The organism is Paenibacillus sp. ALJ109b, assembly GCF_010747435.1.
Lineage (GTDB): Bacteria > Bacillota > Bacilli > Paenibacillales > Paenibacillaceae > Paenibacillus > Paenibacillus taichungensis.
The window spans coordinates 148,971-170,484 of record NZ_JAAIFP010000030.1; the positions used below are offsets into that span (position 1 = coordinate 148,971).

The following is a 21,514-nucleotide window of genomic DNA, read 5'->3' on the forward strand; positions in this document are numbered from 1 at the left end:
GCATGGATCTGAAGCAGTTATGGAAGCAAAGACGCACGGGATTCTGGAATGGAATTCTTCCTTATCTGGGTTATGTCATTCAGAGCGGCGTAGCCATGGTTTTCTTATTTCTCGTCATTGCGTTCTCCGCCTGGTATACATCGTTTGTACAGCACATTCCGGCGGGATTTCCGATTCGCTGGATTACGTTGCTGTTGCTGGCACCCCTGGTGCTGTTTAGCAGTTATCGTACATATCTGCATCCGGCAGACATCGTATTTTTACGTCCGCAGGAATATCGGATGCACGAATATCTGAAAAACAGCTTCGCTCGTGGCATGATCTATAAAACCTTGGGCATGCTGCTCGTATTTGTAACGTTGTGGCCGCTCTATGTTCGAGCAGATCAGGACGCAAGGCCATTTGGCTGGTTTATCCTGCTTCTGCTGTTGTGGAAAGGGTTATCGAGCTATGGGGCTTGGCAAGAACTGCGCATGGTGCAAATCGGTGCCGCTAGAGGATATCGTTTGCTCCGGTGGGCATTGGCTGTACTGGCGATTGCCGCCTGGTTGTGGCAGCCTCCAGAGCGCAGCATCTGGTTCCTGCTGCTACTGGCTGTCGTTTATATCGTTGCTCTGCGTATCCCTTTGAAACATCGGGTTTCATGGGAACGTCTCATTCAGGTAGAGCAAGGCCAGGCTGGACGAGTGATGCGTACGCTGGGATGGTTCGTAGATGTTCCTTCATCAGGCCTAAAAGTAAGTTCTCGCCGCTGGCTCAGCAAATGGGGGAGTGGTCTTCCGTGGAATGCAGGGAAAGCCTATCGCTATTTGATTACCAAAACGTTCATCCGAACTGAAGTGTTCTCTATCGTGGTGCGCTTGGTTGTACTGGGCATGTTGTTGTCCTGGTGGACGGCAGGCAGTTATTTCGGTATTGGTGTATACCTGTTCTTCCTGCTGCTTGCAGGTGTGCAACTGGGTGCGCTGCGACGCAGTCATAGTGAATCGTTCTGGATTATGATTTATCCCATCTCGGGAGAGAGTCGTCGATCCCAGGTGCTAGGGTTCATCTCGAATCTACATGCGCTGGTTGCTTTGCTTATGTGGTTGCCGATGCTGGCTGCGGGATGGGTTGGACTGAGCATGATCGGAGCAGCACTGGTCCTTGGTGTGCTGGTCATCTACTTGATGCGACGTTCTCAGGGTAACAAGTGGTTGAAGGAAGAAGAGGATGAATGAACGGTTGGGCGTATGACTAGTTAACGTCCAATGGCAACGCCGACTAGGGACGCTTGCGTAACATAACAAAAAAAGGGTATTCCGAGCTGTATCCCGGAATACCCTTCTTTGTGCTACAGTCAGCTTACCTTGTTCCGACTCCTGGTGAGGACGTATGGACTAACAGAGGAACGATTTTGTGATAATGACGAGCAAGATGAACAGAACGAGAATGGCACCTGTATTTGTAAATCCTCCTCCGTAACCGTAACCGCCGCATCCATAACCGCCTCTTGTTTCCTCAACTACTCCAGACATATGGTCATTCCCCTTTCAAGTGGTGTTGGGCACGCCCTTGCGTACATCGTATATTATGTGCCTTGGGGATAGGCTGATTGGGCCGTTGCCCGGTAGAGCCTGAAAATCATCGTTTTGGGCATTTGCCCGTCAAGATAGCCATACGTTTTCAGGTTGGAACACAAAACACCCCTTTGTATCGAGAGACATTCATCAGGATACAAAGGGGGTTATATTTGTCAGGCGATGCAAGTCCGCTCCCTGACTTATTTATTTGGATAAGCATTACTGCATATAAATTAAGTTGTCTGTAGATCCAAAACGCCACGATAAATCGTATCGAACAGATCTTCCAGTCCGGATTCTTCAATACAGGAGAAGGCAATTCGCAGATCGGCTTCACCCAGCGCAATAGTACCGACGCCGTATTTCTGTAGCAAATGGGTCCGGAGCTGCTCTGCGCCGACATCCTTCAGCTTCAGGCACATGAAGTAACCGGAGTTGAACGGATAGTAATCCCATACCTCACCGTATTTACCGCTATCGAGGATGGATTTTACTTTGTTGGCGCGGCCTTTCATGATTTCAAACTTCTCCAGCTTCTGTGCTTCGAACTCAGGTGCTTTCAGCGCATCCAATACAAAAGTTTGGGAAGGATGCGGACCACTGGAGATGGTTGCCCGGATAATACCGAGTGTTTTTTGCTCCAGAGCATGGAGAACTGCAGCATCTTCATGAGCGTACGTGATGAATCCAACACGGAAGCCCCATACAAATTCTTCCTTCGTGGCACCGTCAACTTTGACAGTCAACACACGTGGGTGGAGGTTCGCCAGTTTGCCAAACAGGGATTCGTGAATGGAATCTTCGAAGAAGAGACCAAAGTAGGCATCATCTGTCACAGCAACAACGTTCACACCAGCCTCAGCCGCTTGACGAATCGTATCCACGATTGCATCTGCTTCTTCAGCTCCAGGTGTATAACCTGTTGGATTGTTCGGGAAGTTCAGCAGCACGATGGCTTTGCCTTTGTCCTTCTGCGCAAGCAACGCTTCGAGCAGGCCTGCACTGTTGAAGTTCAATTGATCATCGAACAGGGGATAATGAACTAACTCGCCATGACGACGAATTCCGAAGGTCAGCTCATAATTTTCCCAGTTTTTATCCGGATATATAACAGCGTCCCCTTCTTCGGCGAACAGGTCTGCTACGATACTCAGTCCATGAGTTAATGCGTTAGTCACAATGGGGTTACCAAACGTTTTACCTTCAAGGGAAGGTGTTTCCTTCAGCATCTTGTCTCTCCATACGGTCCGCAACTCAGGCTTTCCTGCAGGCGGAGCGTAAGGGTACAAATCCTTCGGTTGGTATGCGGACAGCTTATCCTGAATAACAGCTAAGTGCATCGGCACACCGCCCTCCAGGGCAATACCAATCGTAGCATTGTAGGTTTTGGCCAGACTTGCTGCTTCAGCAGACTGACTCAAGATACCTTCTTTTGGAAAATAGATTTCTTTGCCGAGCTGCGACAGCATGGAGTAGACGTGACTGCTGCCTGCCTGAATACTTTCGTTCAACTGTTCAGCCAGTGGATTCATTCTTTTCATCCTTCCAAGTCTTTGGGATTCAACTGCCTAACATTATAACACCTTACATTGCCCCCGTCACGGAAATTACGCATAATGACAGTTTTATCACTTTACCGCGTTGTTGCAGGTGTTTTTGAGTGAGGTTAATGTCACTTCTCCCGATTGATTATACGATGGAAAATGGATGTTATTTCTGATGAAAAGGACAGTATTTCCGCATCATTTCGGCAGTTTCCGCATCTCGTCCTTCGTTACGCTGTTCCAGTTCGCCGCTAATATGATCAAAGCGTTCAGCCGAGAGGTTCTGTCCAAATTTGAACTTGGCACTGATCCGTTCAGGAACAATGCGGACTACAGCAACGGCTTTCAGATTACCCTTGTATCGGGGATCAGCTGCATCAATGGGGATATATCCGCCCTGTGGCTGGAGTTTCTCCATGAAGCGTTGAAGAACCTTGCCCTTGATGTCCAGATCCTGAACCGGCTCTGCCTGTCCGAATGCCATTACACTTTTGAAAAAAGAAGTTGCCGGACAAGCTAATTCAGGATCACTGAAATAAGATGGAATCAGGGAAAACTCTTCTGCTACGGTAAAACTGACGGAGGAATCCTGCTTGATCTGTTTCATTTTTTCTCCGGCAAGACTGCCGTGGAAATAAAAACAACCGTCCATATATACGAAGTTTAGCGGTGTTACCCGTGGCTGCCCATCTGGACTGACCGTTCCCAGAAAACCAAAGGAGCATTGGTCCAGAAATGTTATCATTTCCTGCTCTTCATCTACATTGAATTCTTTTCTTCTCATCGGTGTTCCCCCTTGAATGGCATGTGGATTAGATCGCTGTACCTTAGCCATAACAATAGAACCTGCATTGACATATAAAAAGATCCAATTTACATTCACTTTAATAGACCAATTTTTTTCGGGAAAAGAGGTGCACGATGGAACTGTGGCTGCCTATGGATTCATATGAGGTTCAACACCGTTACAAATACGAGGCATTGTATCATGCTTTGCGTGATGCCATCCATGCAGGGACGTTAGTTGGAGGCACAAGGCTGCCTTCCACCCGAGAGCTGGCACGTCAATATGAAATGTCACGCGGCTCCGTGGCCCAGGTATATGACATGCTGCTCGCCGATGGTTATGTGCGGGCACATAGGGGAAGAGGAACTTTTGTTTCGGACACGTTAACAGCGCAGGAACATGAGGAAGAGGAGGCAATCATTCAACTTTCTCCATGGGGAGAGCGGGTGAGTACGCTGAATATTCAGAATCAAAAGCAACAACCGTCAGCCCTTGCACCGGAGCAACGAGTCATCAACTTCCATGTACAGCGTATGCCTGCCGAGCATTTTCCACAAGCGGAATGGAAAAGTGCGCTGGCCGCCGTTCATCGGAGCGGGTCGCATGAACAAAGTGGTGCTGCCGGAGACCCTGAACTGCGTGAGGCCATCGCATCACATCTGAGGTGGACACGGGGCATTCAGGCTGAGGCATCACAGATCGTGCTGTTTAGTGGTTCCATGCAGGGCATCACTTTGCTGGCGCAGCTGCTTATCCCTGAGGGGGCAGCTGTCGTATTGGAAAATCCGGGCTATCAGGGAATCGCTCATGCCGTTACGTCCTGCGGAGGAAAGATTATTCCAGCGGAAGTAGATACCGGGGGGATTATTCCGAAGTCCTGGGAAGCACAGACGTTATTTGTGACACCAACCCGCCAATTTCCTACAGGGGCTGTCCTTGGCCTGGACAGACGGAGAGCCATACTTGAATGGGCCTCGGAGCGAAATGCCGTCATTATTGAGGATGATTATGATAGTGAATTTCGCTGGGGAGGTAGGCCGATTGAACCGCTCAAAGTACTCGATCGTGAACAACGGGTCATCTATGTCGGATCGTTCTCACAAACGATGGTTGCATCCTTCCGGCTTGGTTACGCGGTTCTGCCACCCAGTCTGGTGCAGCCACTGATCGCTGCAAAAGCACTATATGAACCCGTACCTCCAGCCCTTCTGGAGCAGCGTGCACTTGCGAAGTTTATGGCGCGAGGAGGGTATTTGCGCCATCTAAGAAGGTTAACCCGTCTCTATGGGGAACGGCATACTTTTTTTGTCAGTGAGATGAAGCGGGAATTACCGGAACCTTTCATCATGCAGCCTGGAGATGCTGGATTGCATATTTATGCTACGTGGAAAGGGGATATCGACAGTTACGAGCGGTTCAAGGCACTGGCTCAGGAAGAAGGTGTCCTATTCCGCGATGCGGTGCGTTATCGGCTGACTCCAGGTCATCCGGCTGTGTGTTTTGGCTTTGCACATCTGGAGAAAGGGGAGATTCAGGAGGGGATAAGAAGAATGCGGTTAGCATGGGAGAAGTGCACATTTTCGTTTCGGTGAATTCCGCTGTATAATGGGATAAGGCGTTTCGCTCCAGCAGGAGCAGAAATTATATATAAACACATATCGCATCATTTTTGATGCAGTATGCAAAAGAGATTAACTTTCAAGGGGGAGTGGCGACATGCTGCAGGCATCGCCGTCATCTTTTGTTATTTTGCCCGCCGTCGCCAAAATTGTCTGCGAACCGGGATGGAAGTGGCAGAAGCGGGAAAAACCGATGCAAAACTATGACTTATTTTATGTATGGAGTGGTGAAGGGACCGTTGTGCTGAATGACCGGTCGTATGAAGTTGGCAAGGGTAGTTGTTTTCTGTTCAGGCCAGGCGATCATCCTACTGCAACACATAATAAGCAAAAACCGTTGGTACTTACGTATATTCATTTTGATGTAGATATACCCGTTAATGATGTTCCCCAGTCCTATCGTGAGGTACTGGAAACGGTGGAATTCGAGCACTTGCTGGCTCGGTATGTAAGACTGTTCCTATCCGATGTATATGGGCGGGATGAGGAGAGCCGACTGATTCTGAAACAGCTGATGATTCATTTGCTGCGCGCGGACACGGAATCTCCTGTGGAGAAAAAGGTGAGCAACCAGTTGTCTGATGTCATCCAGGAGGTTGCTAACTATGTACGTCAGCATCCGGGGATAACACATCGCGTGGAAGACCTCGCAGCAAGGGCTGGATTATCGCCTCGATACTTCTCGATTAAGTTCAAGGAATTGATTGGTTCGTCCGTGCAATCCTATATCATTCGCATGCGCATTGAGCGGGCCGAGCATCTTTTGGTGCACACTGGCATGAATGTGACCGAAGTGGCAGATGCCCTTGGGTACCGCGATATCTTTTTCTTCAGTCGTCAGTTCAAGCAGTACACCGGCAAAAGTCCGTCCGAGATTCGATAGGACTTCTCTCTGAATGGTGGAATATGGAAACGTTTCAAAGCTGGAAAGCAGGGGTAAGTATGTAGCATTCCAGACGAAAGGGGGAACTTGTGATGAACGGAAAACGTCGGGTCCGCAACCGGGGATGCTCTATTAAGGGCTTTAATATTTTCCGGAACCGCCTGCGCCGCTCCAAACCGGCAGAGGAAATGCAGGACGTATGGTTTTAAGGAATGGTCTGAAAACCAATATGACGAAGCTTAGCTTCGTATTGCATGTATACATGAAATGGGAACGGTAATCATCCTGACTTCTACATAGCTCTGAAGCGGATAATCGAATTCTCTGATTAGCAAAAGGTACTCATAGCCTGGACACTTTACCCTAAAAAGGTGTTCCGGCTGTGAGTACCTTTTTATATTTTTTATATAGGCCAAAGTTCTGTGTAATCTCTTTCTTAAGATCAGAAATTAAAAAAGATGACTCCTGTTATTCAGGAATCATCTGCGCATTGCTCAATGGATTGGTTTTAACCGACCGAGCAATTCTCCCATTTTGACGGAGTCGCCAGGCTGCAAGCCTGGTTTCGGTTCGAATGTGCCGCTCTGCGTTAACAGTACGACGGTGGAACCGAATTCAAAATATGCGAGATCATCGCCTTGTGCCCATGAACTTACATCTGCACCAGCGTACTGTATGCTGCTCACATTCATTGCGCCTACTTTCACGACAGCAACTTCTCCAAAGTCATGAGCAATATACGTAATGAGCCTTTCGTTGCGACTCAGCACCGATTTCATATGGGTCAGACCAAAATCATTTACAGGATATACCTTGCCCTTAATATGTTCGCTCTCAATACGGCGACCGCTAACAGGCGCGTGAATGCGGTGATAGTCGCGTGGGCTGAGATACATGACGAAGGCATAACCGTGCTTGTACTTCTCCAGATGTGGTGAGTGGTTTAATAATTCAGCAAGTGTATAATTTTGTCCCTTAACATTCAGGAGCGTTCCAGCAGATACAGGACCGGCTGCCGTAATTTTGGCATCTACCGGACTGATCAGAGCATGTTCTGAAAGTTCAAGCGGGCGCATGCCCGGTTTAAGTTTACGGGTAAAGAAATCATTCAAAGAACGATATTCCTTCCAGTCTTTCTCAGCTTCCTGAACAGGGATGTCGTAGGTCCGGACAAAATAAGGGATAAATGCCTTGCTTCCCCGGCTCTTGGAGAAGGCTCCCACAGTCCGGGAGATCCATTTGCGAGAAGAAAGCTCGGTCATTAACCGCAACAGCGTTTTTGCCATGAATATCCCCCTTAGGGTTAGTGCGAACTTCAAGGCCGGCAGGACCGGCCGTTCTGCATAATATTGACACAGAATGCCCACGAAATCAATATAGGCCACGATCATACGTCTGGGGCTGCCGCGGTATGCGCGAATTCTGCTCCAGCAGCAGACGTCCATAAGCCATCGGTTGCCGGTAGCTGGCTTTCCAAGTCTCCGTCATTCCGGCCTTCCGGAAACCGTAGCGCTGGTCCCTTCCGTTGCATTCGATAAAATAAATCTGGCCCTTCTCTGTTATCCCCAGATCAAGTCCAAGGTCCGCAAGATGAGGCAGGCTCGAAGCCAGCGTCCGTGCGATTCGGAGCCCGACAGATCGGATTCTGGCCTCCAGTTCAAGTGCATGCCAGTCGGTTGCCTGCAAGTCAAGGGCTTCAGCCAGCGTCATGACTTTGCTACCTTGGGCGATATTGGTAACAAACGTATGAGCCGGAGCCACCTTTGCGAATATGCCCGTGATCCCCCACAAACCGTCGCTTCCACGCTGCACGGATACCCGCAGATCTACGGGTCTTCCTTCATAACGAACCAGAGGTATGCGCTCTTCAATGAGATAGGCATGCCGGAAAATACGGCGCAGGGTGGCTGATGGCAGTTGTCCCTTATTCAGTCGAAAAGTGGCCCATCCCTTGCGTGAAGTCCTTGTCTCACATGTCAGTTTCCATTGACCATCCTTTTCAAATATCCGCATAATGCCGTGACCGATGCTTCCGCTGCAAGGCTTGATCACCAGATCATCGTAATTTTCCATCATATATGCCAAAGACTCAGGTGTAGCCTTGACCGCACGGGGGAGGTGCTGCCTGAGACCGGGGTCCTGATAAAGCATCTCGTGAATGTGGTCTTTGCGGTATCGATTGCGTACATTGTATACCTGTATGCCCTGCAACAACAGTTTGGTTACCTGATGCTGCTCCGAACGGCGAAGCTGGAGAGCCCGGTTATGAATAACGGAGGGCAAGGGCATTCTTTGACGAACGTATATGCCCTCTTTTTTTACATAAGCAATACAGGTTTTGGTATCCGCATCCACGTCCTCCAGCCGCAAAAAACAAGGGGTCAATCCATAACAGGCCGCTGCCTGTTCAACATTCGCAAGTGATTCCTGACCCGTCCTCCCAGCTGGTATCCCCCGGTACATGCGTGAATCGAACATAATACCGATCGTTTCTTGTAGCATGACCGTTCCTCCTTCAAAGTTATCGCGACCATGGATCGTCCATCCATGGAATGCCGGCCTGTCACCGCATGGTTGGACATCACGATAACGCAGACCGGATTCATGATGCTTCGATATGCATCAACGAGTTCTCCTAGCAGCTCCTTTGCATCATATGGATTTATGCAAATGGCTTACATGATATCGTATGACATCTCGGGAGCAGGGGCGTGGACAGCCGCCTTACATAAGTGAACGGGTACAGCCTATTTCAGTAGGGACAGCTCAATCATTCATGCCTTGAAGCTTGTGCAGCGACGAAATGTAACCCACTAAAGTCATGAATTACAGTGGCAGATGCCCATACTGACGCATATGATGCCGGAGACGAACGTTAGAGGAAGGAGCTAGCTGCATGAGTAAAAAAGGCAATAAGAAGGTTCCTACGCCAAAACTGCGGCATGTGAGTCCTAAATTTAAGGAACTGGATCTGACCAATCGACGATCAGACACAATGGACTCAGGTTTCACTTCGAATAGGGAAGAACGCTTGAATACAAATAAACGGAATTCGAAGGCCATTCAGGCATCAGAAGAATTCCTATTCGAATCAATGGAGCTACCTGCTTCAATGAACGAGCTGGAAGAGCTAGAGATCGAAGCCGAAATCAAGCCGGAACCCGTAGAGTCTGATAGCAAGGAAGTCGAGACAGAAGATAGCTCGGAAAAGCAGATTCAGGTTAGCAGCGTGGCTCCGCTTGCTCTGGAAGAAGAGCAGGACAGCAACAAGCAGGAGATAACAAGCAAGGACCGGCTGCAGATCCTGAACCAGAACCAGATGCCGGGTCATACCGGACACTACATCTACACGGACGACTTGAGTGAATTTGCTGTTACGGAGAGCAAACTTGCTCCTTTCTCTGTGGATGCCTCCAAGCTGAAACCGGATGCGGTCGGCAGTGAAGCATTGCAGGATTATGCGGTGACCAGCATTCACATTGCAGACGGGGCCATTGTTTCAGCGAAACTTGCGGAAGCGTCTGTATCTGAGGAGCACCTGATTGACGGCTCTGTGTCTGGTCACAAAATACGAAATGCTTCTATTGCAGGTGAGAAAATCAGAGATGGCAGTATTACTTCTCAGAAGCTTGGCAACCAGGCCATCGATTCGGCCAAAATTGCCGACGGTTCCATCAGCACAAGACATCTCAGCCGCATGCTGGTAACGGAAGAATTAATCAAGAATCATGCCGTAACTGGAGACAAGATCGCGATTAGCGGCGTGGATACAAGGCATCTCACGGGAGGAGCTGTGAATACCTCCAAACTGGCTGACGATGCAGTGACTACAACCAAAATTCGTGAAGCTGCTGTCACAGGCAGCAAAATCGAAGAACACTCCATCGAGTCTCACCATATTCAGGCAGGTGCTGTTAAACAGACACATCTGGCAGAAGGGTCTGTCGGTCGTTCACAACTATTAAATGGCAGTATTGGAAGTGACCAGATAGAGGATGGATCCATACAAACAAGACATTTAGCTGAGGGTTCATTAAGTGGAAGACATCTACTGGACGGTTCAATCGGTTCAAGCCAGATTCGCGCTCATTCCGTTGGCAAGGAGCAGATTGGCAATGGAGAAGTGGGCAGTGAACATTTGACAGAAGGTGCAGTAACCAGCAGCAAACTGGCAGACCAGTCTGTAGGAACAGCAAAATTGCTGGAGCAGTCCATTACCGCATCCAAGATCTCTGATCAGAGCGTCATTTCTTCCAAAATTGCGGATGAAGCCGTACAGGGTAAACATCTTGCCAAAGGGTCCATTCGTGCGGAACACATTGCGAATCGGGGAATTACTCCAGTACATGTGGACAATTCCGCAATTCACTCCATTCACATTGCAAGTGGAAGCATCGAGGCAACTCATCTATCTGCCGGAAGTGTGTCCGGAGACGCTCTTGCGGACGACGTGGTGTGTGAACGGCATCTTGCAGAGTCGGCCGTGGGTACGTATGAATTGCAGGATGCTGCCGTTACAGACGTTAAACTCGCAGATGGAAGTGTGACAACAGAAAAGCTTGGAACGGCATCGGTGAGTAGCAGAGCGCTTGCCCCGGGAAGTGTTATATCCTCGCATCTTGCGAGTGGTGGAGTCACAGGGACACATCTGGCTCCAGGCAGCGTGGGTTCCGAGGCCCTGAGACCTTATGCAGTGAAATCGGAACACCTGACAGAACATGCCGTAGGTGTACCTCATCTTCAGCCGGGCAGTGTTGAAACGGATGCGATTGCAAGGGCCGCGGTCACAACAGACAAATTGGCTATTGATAGTGTAACTTCAGCCCAGCTGGCTGGCGGGTCCATTTTTCCGCCTCATCTAACAGATCATGCGGTTACCTCCCCCAAGCTTTCACCAGAGAGTGTTGCAACAGATAAACTGGCGGATTTTGCTGTCACGTCAGCTAAACTGGCAGACGGCAGCGTGACTTCTTCCAAGATTATGGCAGAGAGCATTAACGCCAAACATATTCCATCAGGAACCATTCGCGGATATCACCTGAAGCAGCATGCCGTTTCCCTGGAACATTTGTCGGAAGAAATACGCTCGCCGGAATTATTCGCTGATGGCAGTATTACCGGCAAAAAACTGCGGCATGGGTCCATAAGTGCGGACCATTTGACAGCAGACTCGGTATCGGGGACAGAACTACAACAGGCTGCTGTAGGTAGCGAGCACTTGCAGCCATCCGTTGTACAATCCGTCCATCTGGCTGAAAGCAGCGTGAAATCTGACCATTTGGGAACTCAAGTAGTGGGCTCACAGCATCTGAAGGCAGACATCATTCATGAGGAGCATATTGCTGAACAGGTGGTCACATCGCATCACTTGGCACCTGGATCTGTTGAGACAGACCATCTGGCACCTTTATCCATTACAGCGGCTCACCTTCAGCCAGGTTTGATTAGTGGTTTGCATCTTCAGGCAGAGTCGACAAGTGCTGTTCACCTGCAGCAAGGAGCTGTGCATTCCCGTCATATTCAAGATGGTGAAATTCTTCCTCATCATATCCATGAACGCAGCATCGGAACGTCTCATCTGGAAGAAGAAGCGGTAAGTACAATTATTTTGCAGGATGAATCTGTAACACGCTCCAAACTAGCAACGGGTAGTGTGGATGGCAGTAAATTAGCCGCAGGGACAATATCGGCTACCCACATTGCAGACGAAAGTGTGCAAACCCGCCATATCCAAGAAGGAGCAATCCTTGCTGATCATATTCAAGAGTGCAGTATTGGCTCAGTTCATCTGGATGAGGAGTCTGTAAGTGCGGTTCATTTGCAAAATGGATCTGTAACAAGCGCCAAACTGGCGGATGGCAGTATAAACGGCAGCAAATTGCTTGAAGGAACCGTATCGGGGATTCATATTGCATCCGAAAGCGTGCAATCCGGGCATATTCAGGCAGACGCCATTCATGCTGATCATATTCAGGAGCGGAGCATCGGCACAACCCATCTGGAGGAGGAAGCAGTAAGTGCGATTCACCTGCAAAATGGGTCTGTCATCAGTACCAAACTGGCCGACGGCAGTGTAACCGGCAGCAAGTTGATCGAAGATGCGGTGTCGGGAATCCATATCGCGTCTGAAAGTGTGCAATCCCGCCATATTCAGGAAGGAGCAATCTTTGCTGACCATATTCAGGAGCACAGCATTGGCATGTTACACTTGGAACAGGAAGCAGTAAGTGCCATTCATCTGCAAAATGGATCTGTAACAAGTACCAAGTTGGCCGACGGCAGTGTAACCGGCAGCAAGTTGCTTGAAGGAGCCGTATCGGATATCCACATTGCAGACGATAGTGTGCAATCCCGACATATTCAAGAGGGAACAATCCTTGCTGATCATATTCAAGAGCGGAGCATCGGCACAGCACATTTGGAAGAAGAATCGGTAAGTGCTATTCATTTGCAAAATGGATCTGTAACGAGTGCCAAACTGGCGGATAGCAGTATAACCGGCAGCAAGTTACTCGAAGGTACGGTATCCGGGATTCATATCGCCTCTGAAAGTGTGCAATCCGGGCATATTCAGGCAGGAGCCATTCAAGCTGATCATATTCAGGAGCGAAGCATAGGCACAACCCATCTGGAAGAGGAAGCAGTAAGTGCGGTTCATCTGCAAAATGGGTCCGTAACGAGTGCCAAATTAGCTGACGGTAGCATTAGCGGCAGCAAATTGCTCGAAGATGCTGTATTGGGGAGCCATATCGCGTCGGAAAGTGTGCAAACTCGCCATATCCAGGCAGGAGCAATCCTTGCTGACCATATTCAGGAGAATAGTATCGGCACGTCCCATCTGGAAGAGGAAGTAATAAGTGCGGTTCATCTGCAAAATGGGTCCGTAACGAGTGCCAAACTGGCTGATGGCAGTGTGAGCAGCAGCAAACTGCTTGAAGATGCGGTGTCGGATGTCCATATTGCCAATGGAAGTGTGCAATCCCGTCATATCCAAGAGAGAGCCATACATGCTGACCATATTCAAGAGCGAAGCATTGGGATCTCACACCTCAAAGCGGAATCGGTCAGTTCGATTCATCTGCACAATGGTTCCATAACAAGTGCCAAAATGGCTGACGGCAGTGTAAACGGTAATAAATTGCTTGAAGGTGCGGTATCGGCTATCCACATGGCAGACAAAAGTGTGCAATCTCGGCATATTCAGGATGGAACGATTCTTGCTGATCATATTCAAGAACGCAGTATTCGCACAACCCATCTGGAAGAGGAAGCAGTAAGCGGGATCCATCTGCAGAATGGGTCCGTCACCAGTGCCAAATTGGCCGATGGCAGCGTGAACGGCAGCAAACTGAGTGAGCAGAGTATTACCTCTAATCATTTGAATGCCGGGATTGTAGGTCCGGCGCATTTGAGCGAAGAGATATGGAATGCGATTCGTCAGTTCAGTGGAGAAACGCTGGAACAACTGGCAGCTATCAAAAGACAAGAGGGATTGCTTCAAACAGAAAGTGAGGCTGTACAGCTATCACAGCAAGCAATTGTCGAGGCACTGCCGAGTGCCGGTCTGGAGGAAACACAGATTCACCAGACATCGAATCAGGAGCTGGGGGAACAGCAAGAGCAGCTGGGTCAGACGGAGCCGTGGATAGAGTCATTGGCAGAATCATTGACCACAGACGATACAGCTCAGATTAACACGAATCCGTCTTATATCGAACAGCCACAAAAGACTGGCATTGTAGAATATAAACTCGACCCTCAATCGGTTACGCAGGAACATTTGTGTGATGAGGCGGTGGGCAGCAATCAACTGCAAACCGGAGCCGTTCAGGCCAAACATCTGGCGTTCCAGCCTGTACGGAGTGTCAGCCGTCAGCCTGTGGTGCAGCAGTTCGGTATGGAGGCCTTTATATTGCCTGAGAATGAACAGAGCGTGGAAGTAACGGTAGCCTTTGAAGAGTCGTTTATATCAGAGCATTATGTGATTGTAGCCATGTGTAATGATCGGGGATTCCAGGTATCACTCCTCTCCCAGAGTGAGGATGAAGCCGTGCTGGAAGTGTCACGTACTGCAAGCTCCACACACACCTACGGACTGTTGTCATGGATTGCCGCTGGGCCTTCTGTGTAAAAGTGCGAGATCATGTGTCTTCATTCAAGATAACTGTAGAGGAATGATTTCACATGTTTAAATAGACAAAAGCGGTTCCCGGATATGTCCGGGACACCGCTTTTTTTCATATATAAGCTTGATCCGTTCGGACGATGAGGGGTGCCTGAACGATTGAATATGAGTTCAACAACGAATAATTCTTACAGTCCTACAGCTTGATAAGCTTTGGTAATTGCAGTAGCTTCAGCAGAAGTTGCTCCGTACAGATCTTTAGCGGCTTGGATTGTCGCTGTTTTGGCAGCAGCGAATTTGGATGTAGGCGTCAGATAGTTCACAAGTGTGCTGTAGAAAATCTGAATGGCTTTATCACGCCCGATTCCTGTTACAGTCACACCATTATGTGTGCCCCCTTGGGCTGCAAGATAGTAGGCTTTGTTGATGATACCGCTGTTGATATGAACACCACCGTTGTCGGATGTTCCGGTATAACGATCACTGTATTTGTCAGGTTGTCCATAGAGTGTAGGGTTGGACAAGGAGCGCAGTGCATCACCTGCAATGTTAGGAGTGTAGACATCGTCGCCAAGCAACCAGTTTTTGCTTTGAATCGTATTTCCGAAAATATCAGCGAAGGCTTCATTTAATGCGCCTGGCTCATTGCGGTACTCCAGATTGGCTGTATACTCAATGACACCGTGTGTCAATTCGTGGCCTACTACATCCAGATCGCCAGATAGGGAGCGGAAAGTCGTTCCATCACCGTCACCAAATACAATCTGTACTCCGTTCCAGAAGGCATTATTGTAGTTGGAGCCGTAATGCACCGTGGATTTAATTAGCAAACCGTTGCCATTAATACCGTTGCGGTTGAATTTGCTTTTGTAGAAATCATACGTGGCAGCAGCATGGGCGTGAGCATCTACGCCGGCACGATCAGTCCATACGTTATCTGAATCTGTCAGGAGTGTACCTGGAATGGAGGAACGATTGTTTGCACTGTAAGTTTCAATGCCATTGCCGCGAGTGGTATCTTTCAGTTGGAAGGTACTGCCGGATTGGGTGGTTGTAAGGGTTTTGGTATCACCAAGTACACCTGTACCTGTTCCTGTTGCGAAATTGATGAGGTCATATTGAGATACGATACTGCCGTCAACGGCATTCACGAAATATTTGGTACGTAACGGGGCGGGGTCCAGCACATTGACTTCGGTAATGTAAACAAGGTAGGTTTGGCCATTTTCCTCATTGTGGTAAATGTTCAGTTCCGCTTCAGGGGTTTTCTGTGGTTCGCCAAGCTCTCCAACGCGGGAAGTGGCTTCTTCGGATGCAATCTTGATCGCATCTTCTGCGCTGATTTCAGCGACACCGTCATTAGGGATAGCTTGTTCTTCAATTGGTGGGAGATCTCCAAGTGCGGACGAAACCTGGCCAGTTTTGTCTAAGTGGATCGTTTGCTCGGCACCGTACACTGGAATTCCTTTAATGTACTGTTTCAGGCGGAAGTGTCGTACACCAGAGGTATCCGTAGTTCTTTTAATAATTTTGAGTTGGGATTTCACGTCGGAATTCAGGAATTGTTCCTGTTGTCCAAGGAAATTGAAGATTGTTTCGTCAGAGCCGCTGTTCAACTGGATACCCTCCTCAGAGGCATAAGGGGCCTGCAATGGAATGGACTGATCAGACAATGGAGCTGCAGCAGCAGAAGATACGGAAGCGAGCAAAAGAGCTCCTCCAAGAATTGTTGGCATAACTTTAGCAAATTTCATAGTAAACTCTCCCATTCTCAATATGATTTTTTTGGATAACACATGATTATGCCAATCTCGGCTGGAGTTCCGTCTGCAACTTGGGCAGCGCGGAGAGTGGGGCTGAATCTGAAACGTGGAATATGACAAGAAACGATAATGAACAAAGTCGGCAGAGCCTGTATGTTTGTGGTAGGACTTGTCAAAGGAGTACCGTTTATTCGGTTCAGCCATGAGGCTTAATCGTTTATTGTGGTTCCTCTCTCAGAAGCCAGGGGTCTTGTCCACTTGCGAAGCAGAAGATGTTCTTACGGAGCCGGGCTGTTCGTTCCGGGTTCACATAATAAAGCCTGAATTACGTATTGAACGGCATCACTCCTCTCAAGGTACATGCAACAGAGCAAAAACGGTCTCCTGTATCATCTTGTATGCATAAATTAACCTAAGGTCAATTAACAGGAATAAAAAAAGGGATTTTAAGGAACGTTTGTTCCTTGTTAGGATTTTTTTGTCAATCCATTGCTTGCAACGTATATTATCACAATGTAAAAGTTTGGAAAAGATGCAATTTTAAATTTTTTTTAAAATTGTGTCTGAAGTAGGGGAGCCGTAGCATATTTCGCATTTTTTGACGAATCATGTCTAAATAAATGGATTGACTGATCCTGGTAGCAGACAGAACCTGCTCAGTTCAAGGACATACGCCGTTTCCACTGCTCCATGAATACATAGAATAACGTGTACTCCCTTTGCATGGCATTGATGTACACCCGGGAGGTGACTGTGTTGCAAAAACGCGGCAATACAGCTTTTTATGCAGCCAAATCGAAGCTGGTACAAAGAAAAGCGCAATTAAAGAAGCGTCGTTTGAAATCTGCTTACAAAAAGGGTACAAAGGCCTACAAGTACGTGATTCCACCCGTGGAGCAAACGGAATTGCCAGCATTCGGAGCTGAGCATGCGATGAGAGAGACACTCGCACAAGGTTCGACGGACTCGCATAACCCACTGCTTTCGGTCATTATACCTGCCATGAATGAAGAGCGAACCATTGGTGCAGTCGTCCGTCAGGCGCTACGGATATGCCGTGATGCTGAAGTGCTTGTTATTGTGAATGGTTCCACGGATGGGACGGCAGCAGCGGCAAAAAGGGCGGGGGCACAGGTACTTCGTTATGCCGAGGCTTTGGGACATGATGGAGGCAGAAGAATCGGTGCAGCGGCAGCTCGTGGCAGGGTGCTGTTGTTCACGGATGCAGACATTCCAATTCCGGCAGAACATCTCGCGCCTTATGTGCGAGCGATTCTGGATGGGACGGATGTGGCGCTTAATGATTATAACGGACCGGTGGTGCGTATCCCTGTTCACCCTGTGGTAGAAGCCAAACATGTGCTGAACAGCATGCTTGCTAGACCTGATCTGCAAGGAGCTTCCATGACAGCCATTCCGCATGCATTAAGTCGCAGGGCACTTGAAGTGATTGGTACGGACACACTGGAGATTCCACCGTTGGCACATGCAAAGGCGGTTACCAGCGGGTTAAAGGTGCGTGCCGTTCATCATGTGCCTGTAGGTAAAATGAACGCAGTTCGAGTCAAGAAACGAAAAGGACCGGACCCGCTCAGTCAAGTGGTATGGAATGATCATCTGACAGCGATCAGGTGGATAACCGATACGCTTGGACCACGCGGAGGACATTCCGATCTGCAGCGTGTTCGTAGCCTGACGAGGTGAGCATGTTGCCTAAAACAAGCAAGAAACCTCGTCAAAAGATAGAACATGCTGGAGGTGAGGAAATGAAGGAGCGTTCAGGGCGTATCCGTCGTCAACGGACAGCAGGCAGACAAACAACACGGAACAGAGCCAGAACAATGGGCAGGAAGAGTCTGATTAAATCGCCGCTAAAGAGTTCGACAGCGAGCAGGTCGGCTACGAACAGCTCCGTATTGCATGAAGCATTCCGCGCAGGGCAACGGGCAGGACGCAAGGCGTTTGAAAATGAGCAATCGATTGAACAACATGCACGTTCAACATGGCAGGAGCATGAGGCTGCGATCTCAGTGGAGCTAAGGGGATATTCTGCTGCAATGCACGCAGGGAAAGCATTCATGCAGGGTTATGCTCATGCTGCAGGGCGTTCATTAAATATCATTCCACTTGCCCTGAGAAAACCTGCTGCTGCAGTCGTCTGTGCATGCAATGAGGAACTTACGCTGGGGCAAGTGCTTGTACAACTGAAACGGTTACCCCTGACGGATATCGTTGTGGTATTGAATGGAACAACGGACAACAGTCTGACACAGGTGCTTGAACAGCCTGGTATCACGCTGGTCTATGAACCTGATCGGGCGGGACATGATGTGGGCCGCGCCTTGGGGGCCAAGATGACGGAGGCAGAGACCCTTCTCTTTGTGGATGGGGATATGGTCGTCCCGGCGGAGCAACTCGCCCCGTTTCTGTATGCGGTCGACCGGGGAGATGATGTGGCGCTGAACAATCTTTCATCCCTGTTGCCTCCATTTGCTCGTCAGGATGAAGTGAGCCGCATCAAGGCATATCTCAACCGCGTGCTTAATCGTTCGGATCTGGGTTCTAATTCGTTGACGGCCGTACCTCATGCCCTTTCGCGTAATATGATCCAGATCGTAAAACCGGAGGCGCTGGCCGTTCCTCCCAAGGCGCAAAGTCTAGCCATCCAGCACGGATTGAAAGTGACTGCACCCAGTCAGGTGGATGTCATTCGTTCCAATCGCCTGCGTTCCACCAATACGGGCAGCGGCAACGAAGTCGCCAGATTGATCATTGGCGATCATCTGGAGGCGATTGCAAGCTGGCTGGATATGGGCGGCAATAAGTCACAAGCCCGATCCATATCCCGTGCTGAAGTGGCCTACAGGAGGAACGCCAGATGACACTGACGAGTATTATTATTCCGACGTACAATGGGTTGGATCTGCTGAAGCCATGTATCGATGCCATTCGAAAATATACCGATCATCATACATCTTATGAAATCATCGTTGTGGATAATGGCTCGGTTGATGGAACGGCAGCGTATTGTGCCCAGGAACGAATTCGCTTTGTCCGGTTACCGGAGAATCGGGGTTTCCCGGCGGCTTGCAATGCCGGGCTCCGCGCAGCCTGTGGTGATGAGCTGTTGCTGCTGAATAATGATGTTACAGTTACCACCCGCTGGCTCGATAATCTGCGGGCAGCACTCTACAGTGATGTAAACATTGGTATTACAGGTCCGGTGACCAACTATGCAAGTGGTATCCAGCAGGTGGAGCTTGAGTTCCGGGACATGGAACATTTTCAGGAACTGGCTGCTGCCAACAATATAGTCGATTCTTCCAGATGGAAGGAAGTCAGACGGATCGTCGGCTTATGTATGCTCATACGGCGAAGTGTGATGGAGGACATTGGTGTGCTTGACGAAGTCTATTCGCCGGGACACTATGAAGATGACGATTATTGCTACAGGGCCTGCCAGAAAGGGTATCGTTTGCTGGTATGCGGGGATGTCTTGGTACATCATCGCGGCAGCGCGAGTTTCCTAAAGACTGATCCTGTAGCATGGAAACAGTTGCTTGAGCGCAATCGATCCATTTTTATCAACAAATGGCATGTCGATCCCCTTAAATATATTGAGACATCCGATGAAGGAGGGATAGTGGAATGAAAGGTGTAATTCTTGCTGGCGGAACAGGAACACGACTGTATCCTCTCACCCGGCTGATTAACAAGCATCTGATTCCAGTCGGCAAGCATCCGATGATTATGTATGGCATCGACAGACTCCGCCAGGCAGGCATTGAAGAGATATTGATAGTGATCAACAAACATTCCGCTGGGTTATACACGGAGTATTTGGGTGGTGGAGCAGATCATGGCGTCAAGCTGACGTATCGGATTCAGGAAAAGGCAGGCGGGATTGCCGAAGCATTGGATCTGGCGACATCGTTTATCCTTCCTGGAGAGAAATTCGTTGTGCTGCTGGGAGACAATCTGTTTAGCGACGATTTGAAGCCTTATGTGGACCGGTATATGCAGCAGCCTGCGGGTACAGCTCGTGTTTTGCTCAAAGAAGTGGACGATGCACGGCGGTATGGGGTGCCGGTGTTTGATCCACAGCATCCGAAACGAATCTCATACATTGAGGAAAAACCGAGTGATCCGAAGACCTCTTATTGTGTTACTGGCATATATATGTATGATGACCATGTATTCAACCTCATTCAGAACATTACACCTTCTGCACGCGGCGAACTCGAAATTACGGACGTGAACAATCATTATGCAGCAGCTGGAGGACTGGAATACGATATTCTGCAAAAATATTGGAGTGATGCCGGGACGTTCCAATCGCTTCAGGAAGCAGCCATCCGCATGAAGGGTCAACTGCCCTAAAATATATGCGCCTGATGCTGCCGCTGTGAGAGGTCCCATGAGAGCAGAACAACCTGCGCCGGAGCCGGAAGAATGCTCCGGCGCTTTGTGCAGCGGCGGCACTCCTCGCGCATGCCAAGGGAGGGAATGCCGTGAGAGTAGCAAAACGCAGCGACTTGGGTAGGAAGAAGACACTGGGCGGTCATGCCGGCTCCTTGTACGTATCTGTGGGAGTGCAGCCCAAAGCAAGTTCGAATCACGAATGGGGAAACCAAGGCGCGAAGCAGGGGAATGTGGAACTCGCAGGAATAGAGCGCAAGCTTCTTGCAGAACCGAAAGGCAAAGCCAGCGGGCGCACCGGCGCAAGACGTGGTGCGAGCGCTGGAGCACGAACCAAAACGGGAGCGAAAACAGGCGAAGGGCGTGGCATTGCAGGCACCCGCGTGAAAGCAGGCGAGCGTACAGGCGTGAGCCGTGGCCGTAAAGGGGCGCGAGCCAAAACGGGCAAGCGCGCAGTTGCTGGCCGCGGGCATGCTGCGCCGCGGGGCGGGCGGGCCGCAGGCGCCCGCGCCAAACAGCGCACGGCTGCGCAACGTGCGCCCGGGCCAGCACCGCAAGCCAGCACGCCACAGGCGCTGCCTGCCAGCGGTGCTGGCCCCGCCCCGCCGCAAGCGACACACCGACGCGGTGGTGTCGCTCCCGCGGGGCGGGAAAGCGCTGCCGGGCATGCTGGCAGCGCAAGGGCACTTGCGCCTGCGCAGCCGGCAGCAGCGCCCGAGAGCGGCTACGCCGAGGGCTTCCGCGACGGCGTGTTCGCGGGCGGGGAGGCGCTGGTGGCGCAGCACATCCCGCCCGATCATATTCTGCCTGCC

At 49.7% G+C, this 21,514-nt stretch carries 14 protein-coding genes; 8 read left to right on the top strand and 6 right to left on the bottom strand.

What is annotated here, in order from left to right; genetic code table 11:
* Nucleotides 1-2: 2 nt before the first annotated feature.
* On the top strand, nucleotides 3-1,220 hold the full coding sequence (locus tag G3352_RS26010) for an ABC transporter permease (RefSeq protein WP_163761072.1): 1,218 nt from the start codon (nucleotides 3-5) through the stop codon (nucleotides 1,218-1,220).
* 159 nt (nucleotides 1,221-1,379) lie between these two features.
* On the opposite strand, the gene G3352_RS30955 is transcribed toward G3352_RS26010, so the two are convergent.
* The 3 genes from G3352_RS30955 to G3352_RS26020 form a co-directional block, all read right to left on the bottom strand.
* The gene (locus tag G3352_RS30955; RefSeq protein WP_162842448.1) at nucleotides 1,380-1,517 is read right to left on the bottom strand and encodes a hypothetical protein; all 138 of its coding nucleotides are present in this window, start codon (nucleotides 1,515-1,517) and stop codon (nucleotides 1,380-1,382) included.
* Nucleotides 1,518-1,795: 278 nt separating this feature from the next.
* The gene (locus tag G3352_RS26015; RefSeq protein WP_076290879.1) at nucleotides 1,796-3,094 is read right to left on the bottom strand and encodes an aminotransferase class I/II-fold pyridoxal phosphate-dependent enzyme; all 1,299 of its coding nucleotides are present in this window, start codon (nucleotides 3,092-3,094) and stop codon (nucleotides 1,796-1,798) included.
* A 178-nt stretch (nucleotides 3,095-3,272) separates the two neighbouring features.
* Nucleotides 3,273-3,890, bottom strand: coding sequence for a pyridoxamine 5'-phosphate oxidase family protein (locus G3352_RS26020; protein WP_163761073.1), 618 nt, complete (start codon nucleotides 3,888-3,890; stop codon nucleotides 3,273-3,275).
* A 137-nt stretch (nucleotides 3,891-4,027) separates the two neighbouring features.
* On the opposite strand from G3352_RS26020, the gene pdxR reads away from it, so the two are divergent.
* A complete protein-coding gene (gene pdxR, locus G3352_RS26025) occupies nucleotides 4,028-5,485 on the top strand; it encodes a MocR-like pyridoxine biosynthesis transcription factor PdxR (protein WP_163761074.1) in 1,458 nt (485 codons plus the stop codon).
* 124 nt (nucleotides 5,486-5,609) lie between these two features.
* Entirely contained in the window at nucleotides 5,610-6,395 is a 786-nt protein-coding gene (locus G3352_RS26030; RefSeq protein ID WP_076290876.1) for a helix-turn-helix domain-containing protein, read from the top strand.
* Between the two features lie 494 nt (nucleotides 6,396-6,889).
* Here G3352_RS26030 and asd read toward each other — a convergent pair whose 3' ends face one another.
* Both asd and G3352_RS26040 read right to left on the bottom strand, forming a co-directional pair.
* Nucleotides 6,890-7,681 carry an archaetidylserine decarboxylase gene (asd, locus tag G3352_RS26035; RefSeq protein WP_163761075.1) on the bottom strand — a complete coding sequence of 264 codons (792 nt, stop codon included), beginning with the start codon at nucleotides 7,679-7,681 and terminating at the stop codon, nucleotides 6,890-6,892.
* Nucleotides 7,682-7,766: 85 nt separating this feature from the next.
* Nucleotides 7,767-8,897, bottom strand: a complete 1,131-nt coding sequence (locus tag G3352_RS26040; RefSeq protein ID WP_163761076.1) for a YheC/YheD family endospore coat-associated protein — start codon at nucleotides 8,895-8,897, stop codon at nucleotides 7,767-7,769.
* A 394-nt stretch (nucleotides 8,898-9,291) separates the two neighbouring features.
* Between G3352_RS26040 and G3352_RS26045 the strand changes: the two genes are divergently transcribed.
* Nucleotides 9,292-14,526 carry a WIAG-tail domain gene (locus G3352_RS26045; protein ID WP_163761077.1) on the top strand — a complete coding sequence of 1,745 codons (5,235 nt, stop codon included), beginning with the start codon at nucleotides 9,292-9,294 and terminating at the stop codon, nucleotides 14,524-14,526.
* 182 nt (nucleotides 14,527-14,708) lie between these two features.
* Here the strand turns inward: G3352_RS26045 and G3352_RS26050 are convergent, their stop codons facing one another.
* Nucleotides 14,709-16,274: a M4 family metallopeptidase gene (locus G3352_RS26050; RefSeq protein ID WP_163761078.1), complete on the bottom strand. Its 1,566-nt coding sequence runs from the start codon at nucleotides 16,272-16,274 to the stop codon at nucleotides 14,709-14,711.
* 762 nt (nucleotides 16,275-17,036) lie between these two features.
* Here G3352_RS26050 and G3352_RS26055 point away from each other — a divergent pair.
* The 4 genes from G3352_RS26055 (at nucleotide 17,037) to G3352_RS26070 (ending at nucleotide 20,663) form a co-directional block, all read left to right on the top strand.
* Complete coding sequence (locus G3352_RS26055) at nucleotides 17,037-17,987, top strand: glycosyltransferase family 2 protein (protein ID WP_345940807.1); 951 nt, start codon at nucleotides 17,037-17,039, stop codon at nucleotides 17,985-17,987.
* 62 nt (nucleotides 17,988-18,049) lie between these two features.
* On the top strand, nucleotides 18,050-19,165 hold the full coding sequence (locus G3352_RS26060) for a glycosyltransferase family A protein (protein WP_240343224.1): 1,116 nt from the start codon (nucleotides 18,050-18,052) through the stop codon (nucleotides 19,163-19,165).
* On the top strand, nucleotides 19,162-19,935 hold the full coding sequence (locus G3352_RS26065) for a glycosyltransferase family 2 protein (protein WP_163761080.1): 774 nt from the start codon (nucleotides 19,162-19,164) through the stop codon (nucleotides 19,933-19,935). Before G3352_RS26060 ends, G3352_RS26065 begins: the two co-directional genes overlap by 4 nt.
* Nucleotides 19,932-20,663, top strand: coding sequence for a sugar phosphate nucleotidyltransferase (locus tag G3352_RS26070; protein ID WP_163761081.1), 732 nt, complete (start codon nucleotides 19,932-19,934; stop codon nucleotides 20,661-20,663). The genes G3352_RS26065 and G3352_RS26070 overlap by 4 nt, the downstream gene beginning before the upstream one ends.
* Nucleotides 20,664-21,514 lie beyond the last annotated feature (851 nt).

What these genes read in the sequence shown, in the direction of transcription:
- G3352_RS26010 (WP_163761072.1), top strand. Translation starts at nt 3, where the DNA reads ATGGATCTGAAGCAGTTATGGAAGCAAAGACGCACGGGATTCTGGAAT.
- G3352_RS30955 (WP_162842448.1), bottom strand. Translation starts at nt 1,517, where the DNA reads ATGTCTGGAGTAGTTGAGGAAACAAGAGGCGGTTATGGATGCGGCGGT.
- G3352_RS26015 (WP_076290879.1), bottom strand. Translation starts at nt 3,094, where the DNA reads ATGAATCCACTGGCTGAACAGTTGAACGAAAGTATTCAGGCAGGCAGC.
- G3352_RS26020 (WP_163761073.1), bottom strand. Translation starts at nt 3,890, where the DNA reads ATGAGAAGAAAAGAATTCAATGTAGATGAAGAGCAGGAAATGATAACA.
- pdxR (WP_163761074.1), top strand. Translation starts at nt 4,028, where the DNA reads ATGGAACTGTGGCTGCCTATGGATTCATATGAGGTTCAACACCGTTAC.
- G3352_RS26030 (WP_076290876.1), top strand. Translation starts at nt 5,610, where the DNA reads ATGCTGCAGGCATCGCCGTCATCTTTTGTTATTTTGCCCGCCGTCGCC.
- asd (WP_163761075.1), bottom strand. Translation starts at nt 7,681, where the DNA reads ATGGCAAAAACGCTGTTGCGGTTAATGACCGAGCTTTCTTCTCGCAAA.
- G3352_RS26040 (WP_163761076.1), bottom strand. Translation starts at nt 8,897, where the DNA reads ATGCTACAAGAAACGATCGGTATTATGTTCGATTCACGCATGTACCGG.
- G3352_RS26045 (WP_163761077.1), top strand. Translation starts at nt 9,292, where the DNA reads ATGAGTAAAAAAGGCAATAAGAAGGTTCCTACGCCAAAACTGCGGCAT.
- G3352_RS26050 (WP_163761078.1), bottom strand. Translation starts at nt 16,274, where the DNA reads ATGAAATTTGCTAAAGTTATGCCAACAATTCTTGGAGGAGCTCTTTTG.
- G3352_RS26060 (WP_240343224.1), top strand. Translation starts at nt 18,050, where the DNA reads ATGAAGGAGCGTTCAGGGCGTATCCGTCGTCAACGGACAGCAGGCAGA.
- G3352_RS26065 (WP_163761080.1), top strand. Translation starts at nt 19,162, where the DNA reads ATGACACTGACGAGTATTATTATTCCGACGTACAATGGGTTGGATCTG.
- G3352_RS26070 (WP_163761081.1), top strand. Translation starts at nt 19,932, where the DNA reads ATGAAAGGTGTAATTCTTGCTGGCGGAACAGGAACACGACTGTATCCT.